Annotated in this window: 6 protein-coding genes; all 6 read left to right on the forward strand. The window is 66.1% G+C overall.

Going from position 1 to position 6,470, the window contains the following annotated elements; all coding sequences use genetic code 11:
• Positions 1-33 precede the first annotated feature (33 nt).
• Entirely contained in the window at positions 34-1,047 is a 1,014-nt protein-coding gene (locus AC4HIX_RS08120) for a pseudouridine synthase (RefSeq protein ID WP_490398602.1), read from the forward strand.
• A gap of 174 nt (positions 1,048-1,221) precedes the next feature.
• Complete coding sequence (locus tag AC4HIX_RS08125; RefSeq protein ID WP_490398603.1) at positions 1,222-2,115, forward strand: 5-bromo-4-chloroindolyl phosphate hydrolysis family protein; 894 nt, start codon at positions 1,222-1,224, stop codon at positions 2,113-2,115.
• A gap of 18 nt (positions 2,116-2,133) precedes the next feature.
• A complete protein-coding gene (locus tag AC4HIX_RS08130; RefSeq protein ID WP_490398604.1) occupies positions 2,134-3,324 on the forward strand; it encodes a toxic anion resistance protein in 1,191 nt (396 codons plus the stop codon).
• Between the two features lie 14 nt (positions 3,325-3,338).
• Positions 3,339-4,271: a DUF2927 domain-containing protein gene (locus AC4HIX_RS08135; RefSeq protein WP_490398605.1), complete on the forward strand. Its 933-nt coding sequence runs from the start codon at positions 3,339-3,341 to the stop codon at positions 4,269-4,271.
• Between the two features lie 25 nt (positions 4,272-4,296).
• Positions 4,297-5,472 carry an SPFH domain-containing protein gene (locus AC4HIX_RS08140; RefSeq protein WP_490398606.1) on the forward strand — a complete coding sequence of 392 codons (1,176 nt, stop codon included), beginning with the start codon at positions 4,297-4,299 and terminating at the stop codon, positions 5,470-5,472.
• Between the two features lie 87 nt (positions 5,473-5,559).
• On the forward strand, positions 5,560-6,470 hold a 911-nt coding region (locus AC4HIX_RS08145; protein ID WP_490398636.1), incomplete at its 3' end, for a TFIIB-type zinc ribbon-containing protein.

Below are 6,470 nucleotides of genomic sequence, written 5' to 3' on the forward strand. Positions count from 1 at the left end.
TCGCAAGGCAGCGGAATGCTCTATGGCACTGGCATGAGCAAAACACCCGCATCCCCCAAGGGCAAACCCGGCCCGAAATCCCAGCCTCGCAAGGCCGCTGCCAAACCGGAGGCCGGCGCTTCCCCCGAGGGCGACCGCATCGCCAAGGTCCTGTCGCGCGCAGGCGTCGCCTCGCGCCGGGAGGCCGAGCGGATGATCGCCGAGGGCCGCATCTCGGTGAACGGCAAAAAGATCGACAGTCCGGCGCTGAACGTGACCGCGAAGGACCGGATCAGCGTCGACGGCCAGCCGCTGCCGGAGGCCGAAGCGCCGCGGATGTGGCTCTATTACAAACCCATCGGGCTGGTGACCTCGAACAGCGACGAGAAGGGCCGCACGACGATCTTTGACGAGCTGCCGGAGGACATGCCGCGGGTGATGACGGTTGGCCGCCTTGACCTGAACTCCGAAGGGCTGCTGCTCCTGACCAATGACGGCGGCATCAAGCGCAAGCTGGAGCTGCCCGCCACCGGCTGGCTGCGCCGCTACCGGGTGCGGATCAACGGCCGCCCCAAGGACGAGGATTTTGCCCCGCTGCGCAAGGGGCTGGTGATCGACGGCGAGAAATTCCAGCCGATGACCGTTTCGCTGGACCGCCAGCAAGGCGCCAATGCCTGGCTGACCGTGGGCCTGCGCGAAGGCAAGAACCGCGAGATCCGCCGCGCGATGGAGGATATCGGGTTCAGCGTGAACCGGCTGCTGCGGGTTTCTTACGGGCCGTTCCAGCTGGGGAACCTGAACCCCGGCGAGGTCGAGGAACTGCGCCCCCGCGTGGTGCGCGACCAGCTCGGGCTGGCTGAGGAAGAGGAAAAACCGGCGGCCCGGCCCACCCGCTCCCGCGGCGGCAAGCCTGCGGGACGGCCATTGGGTAAACCGGGGGGCAAACCTGCAGGCAAGGGTCCGGGCAAACCCCGCAAACCGGCAGGCAAATCTCCGGCACCGCGCGCAGAGCGCCCCGCCCAGCGCGGCGGCGGCAAACGGCCTGCCGGCAAGAATCCCCGCCGCTGAACCATTTCCCGCGGACTTCCCCCTAGCAACAGCGCCAGCTATCCCCTAGATTTCCAATCAGTTAATCTTCGCTGGCCGTTCCTGGGGGAGCTCGCGTGCAGAAAATTGCCTATGTCGCCCTGTTGATCCTGATGTTCGGTCTCAGCACCGGCTGGATCGTGGGGGGCTGAGAGGATGGCACAGCGTTACGGCGGCAAACACAGCCCTGGCAGTAAACCCGGACCGCAAGGCTCCGCTCCGCAGCAGTCTTACCGCAATGCCCAAGTGGACCCGGTCGGGGTGCGGGCCAATGTGCTGTTTGTGCCGCCTGCCCTTCTGGCCCTTCTGTCGCTGAACGACGGCGCAACCGGTCTGGCGCTGGGGCTGGCCGGCGCGGGCCTTTGGACAGGCGGCGCATTCCTGCTGCGCGAAGGGCTCAAGGCCGAGGCCGCCTTTGCCGCCCGCAAGGTGGCCCGCAGACCCGCCCTGCCCCGCAAGATCCTGGCAGCCTTGCTGGCAGGCGCGGGTGCAGCGCTGGCAGCGTGGAAAGGGGAACCCGGCCTGCTGAGCGCCGTCATCTATGGCACGGCGGCGGCGGGCCTGCATCTTGCGGCCTTTGGAATCGACCCGCTGCGCGACAAGGGCGCGGAAGGTGCCGACACCTTCCAGCAGTCCCGGGTGGCCCGCGCTGTGGACGAGGCCGAGCAAAGCCTCGTCGCGATGAAGGACGCCGCCCTGCGCGCCCGCGACCGCAAGGTCGAAGCACGGGTGGAGCAATTCCAGTCCGTCGCCCGCGAGCTGTTCCGCACGGTGGAGGAAGACCCGCGCGACCTGACAGCTGCGCGCAAGTACCTGACCGTCTACCTGCAGGGTGCCCGTGACGCGACCGTGAAATTTGCCGATATCTATGCCCGCAGCCAGGACGCCGGGGCCCGGGAGAGCTATCTGGCACTGCTGGACGATCTGGAACTGAACTTTGCCGCGCGCACCCGCAAGATGCTGGTGGCGGACCGCGCGGACCTGACCATTGAAATTGATGTGCTGCGCGACAGGCTGCAGCGTGAAGGGGTCCATCTGGACCGGAAATGATTAGCGAGGAAGCCGTTCATGTCTGAAGCTGTTCAACAGAAAGCCGTCCAGGCCGAGGCCCTGGTCAAGGAGGTCACGGCGATCGAGCTGCCGGAACCCGTTGCTGAGGTGCAGCCGCTGGAGCAGGCAGACGCGCCAACCAGCGAGGCGATCCGGGTGCGGATGGACAAGATCGACATGGCGGATACCAATTCGATCATCCATTTCGGCTCAACCGCGCAGGCGGAATTGCAGACGATCAGCCAGGCGATGCTCTCGGACGTGCGCAACAAGGATGTGGGGCCCGCGGGCGACTCCCTGCGCAACATCGTGACCACCATCCGCGGCTTTTCCGTCTCAGAGCTGGACATCCGCCGCAAACCGACCTTCTGGGAGCGGCTGCTGGGCAAGGCGGCACCCTTTGCCAAATTCACCGCGCGCTATGAGAGCGTTCAGGGGCAGATCGACCGGATCACCGACGACCTGCTGGGCCACGAGCATCAGCTGCTCAAGGACATCAAGTCGCTCGACATGCTGTATGAGAAGACGCTGCAATTCTATGACGAGCTGGCGCTGTACATTGCCGCGGGTGAGGCCAAGCTGGCGCAGTTGGACGCCAAGGAAATCCCGGCCAAGGAGGCCGAAGTGCAGGCCGTGGCCGAAGACGACCAAGTGATGAACGCGCAGGAGCTGCGCGACCTCCGCGCCGCGCGCGACGACCTGGAGCGCCGGGTGCATGACCTCAAACTCACCCGTCAGGTCACCATGCAGTCGCTGCCCTCGATCCGGCTCGTGCAGGAGAACGACAAGTCGCTGGTGACCAAGATCAACTCGACGCTGGTGAACACCGTGCCGCTGTGGGAAACCCAGCTGGCCCAGGCGCTGACAATCCAGCGCTCGGCTCAGGCTGCCGCCGCCGTGCGCGACGCCAATGACCTGACCAACGAGCTCTTGACCTCCAACGCCGCCAATCTGCGCCAGTCCAACGAGATGATCCGGCAGGAGATGGAGCGCGGGGTGTTCGACATCGAGGCCGTCAAACAAGCCAATGCGGATCTGATCGGCACCATTCAGGACAGCCTGCGGATTGCGGACGAGGGCAAGGCCAAGCGTGCTGCCGCCGAGGCTGAACTGCAGAAGATGGAGGCAGAGCTGCGCGACACACTGGCCGCTGCCAAGGCCCGCGGTGACGGGGTTGGCGACAACGCGGGCACCGCGGTGCCGGGCTGAGGAAGGTATCAGGCGTGCTGGCATGCAGAGCGGTTTGGAATGGAGGCGCCCTCCTGGCCGGGGCTGTAGCCCTGTCGGCCTGCCTGCCGTTTTCCCAGCCGGAATCCCTGGTGCCGCAGCCCCGCCCTGCCGCGCCGGAGCCTGCGGTCTACAAACCCTCCGCCGACAGCGCCCAGCTGGCATACTACTACAATGCCCTGCAGCGGGACCTGCTGACCCGCGGCCTGCTGCGCACCGACGGCGGCGGCCCCGACACCCCCTATGACGCTGAAGACCTGGCCGAGAGTTTCGAAGCGCTGGCGTTTTACGATGAATACGGCGGCTCCGGCATCTCCGGCGGTTTGGGCCGCTGGGCAGGCCCGGTGCGGATCGCGGCAGAGTTCGGCCCCTCGGTGCCCGCGGCCCAGCGCGCAGCGGACCGCGAGACCCTCAGCGCCTATGCCGCCCGGCTGGCCCGGATCACAGGCCACCCGGTCGCCACCGTGGCCGCGCGCGGGAACTTCCACGTGATCTTTGCCAGCCTCGACGACAGCGCCTTTGTCGCCGAGCGGGTGCGCGAGCTGCTGCCTTCGATCAGCGCCAAGGACCTGTCGCTGCTAGCCGCACCGCCGCGCAGTTTTTATTGCCTGGTAGTTGCAGGCGGGCCGCAGAGCGATCCGCTGTCCTACACCCGCGGCGTGGCGCTGATCCGGGCCGAGCATCCGGACCTGGTGCGCAAAAGCTGCGTGCACGAGGAAGTGGCGCAAGGCCTGGGCCTCAGGAACGACAGCCCGCGCGCGCGGCCCTCGATCTTCAACGACGATGACGAATTTGCGCTGCTGACCAGCTTTGACGAAAAACTGCTGCAGATGCTGTATGATCCAAGACTGAAAACGGGGATGAGCCTGGAAGAGGCCCGCCCCATCATCCGCATTCTCGCCCGCGAGGCGATGGGCCAGGAATTGTAGGCCGCCAAAGGAAGAGGACCGGCACATGGGTATTTTCGATTTTCTCAAAGGCGAATTCATTGATGTCATTCATTGGGTGGATGACACCCATGACACCATGGTCTGGCGGTTCGAGCGTGAAGGGCATGCCATCAAATACGGCGCCAAGCTTACGGTGCGCGAGGGCCAGGCGGCGGTCTTTGTGCACGAGGGCCAGCTGGCCGATGTGTTCACGCCGGGTCTCTATATGCTTGAGACCAACAACATGCCCATCATGACCACGCTGCAGCATTGGGACCACGCCTTCCAGTCGCCGTTCAAGTCGGAAATCTACTTCGTCGACACCACCCGCTTCAGCGACCTCAAATGGGGCACTAAGAACCCGATCATCTGCCGCGACCCGGAATTCGGTCCGGTGCGGCTGCGCGCCTATGGAACCTATACGATCAAGGTGGCCGATCCGGCCCGCTTCCTGAGTGAAATCGTCGGCACCGATGGCGAGTTCACGATGGACGAGATCTCCTATCAGATCCGAAACATCATCGTGCAGGAATTCTCCCGCGTGGTCGCAGGCTCCGGCATCCCGGTTCTGGACATGGCCGCCAATACCGCCGACCTGGGCAAGCTGGTCGCGGCGGAAATATCCGGCACGCTGGCAGACTACGGACTGATGATGCCAGAGCTCTACATCGAGAACATCTCGCTGCCGCCCGCGGTGGAAGAGGCGCTGGACAAGCGCACCCAGATGGGGGTGCTGGGCGACCTTGGCCGCTATACCCAGTTTTCCGCGGCTGAGGCGATGACCGCAGCGGCCAGGACCCCGAACAGCGGCATGGGCGCAGGCATGGGGATGGGTATGGGAATGGCGATGGCGCAGCAGATGGGCCAGGCCATGCAGGGAGGCGCGCCCTCTCAGGCAGCGGGTCAGCCGGCCGGGCCATGGGGCGCACGGCCCGAACCCGCTGCGCCGCAGGCGGCTGTGTCCGTGGCGCCGCCCCCGCCGCCGGTCGAGCATGTCTGGCATATCGCGGTGGACGGTCAGACCTCCGGGCCGTACTCCAAAGCGCGGATGGGACGGATGGCGCAGGACGGCAGCCTGACGCGCGACACCCATGTTTGGACCCCGGGCCAGGACGGCTGGAAACGTGCGGGCGATGTGATGGAGCTGGCGCAGCTGTTCACCATCCTGCCGCCGCCCCCGCCGGCGCCGCCAGCCGGCTGAGCCTTGGCTGCGGCGGTGTCCGGACCGCGATGCCGCCGCCCGCATTCCTTACATTTTTTTCCACCGCAGGTTTCCCTCCCCGTGACGATGCCCCCGCCGCCGCCCACCGCCAGCGCGCCCTCTGCCCAGGAGGACAGCCACCGCTTCCCCTGCCCCAATTGCGGCGCCGATTACCGGTTTGACCCGAACGCCGGCGCGCTGATCTGCGATCATTGCGGCCACCGCGAAGAGGTCCGCAGCGGGCCCTGGAAGGGCTCCGCCCTGCGGGAGCTGGATTTCCGCTCTGCCATTGCCGAACAGTTGCCGGAGGCGGAAATCGAAACCACCCGCGTCTCCGTCTGCCCCAATTGCGCGGCGCAGGTGGAGTTCGATCCTGATACCCACGCCAGGGAATGCCCGTTCTGCGCCACGCCCGTCGTCACCGGCACTGGCGAGAACCGGCACATCAAGCCCAAGGGGGTGCTGCCTTTCGCCGTAGAGGAACACGCGGCGCACAAGGCCATGACCGACTGGCTGGGCCAGTTGTGGTTCGCACCGAATGGCCTCAAGGAATACGCCCGCAAGGGGCGGCGGATGCAGGGCATCTATGTGCCCTACTGGACCTATGACGCCCAGACCCGCAGCTCCTACACCGGCCAGCGCGGAACTGTCTACTATGTGACCGAGACCTTCCAGCGGGACGGAAAGATGCAGACCCGGCAGGTGGCCAAAGTGCGCTGGCGGCCTGCGGCCGGCCGGGTCCAGCGGTTCTTTGACGATGTGCTGGTGCTCGCCTCCAAGAGCCTGCCAAAGCGGTATACCGAGGCGCTGGAACCCTGGGACCTGTCACAGCTGGAACCCTACCAGCCGCAGTATCTGGCAGGCTTCCGGGCCGAGGCCTATACGGTGGACCTGGAGGCAGGCTTTGCCGCGGCAGGGCAGACGATGGAGCGCGTTATCGAGCGTGACGTGCGGTTTGACATCGGCGGCGACCGGCAGCGCATCAGCAGCATCGACAC

The sequence above is a fragment of the Leisingera sp. genome, assembly GCF_982940295.1.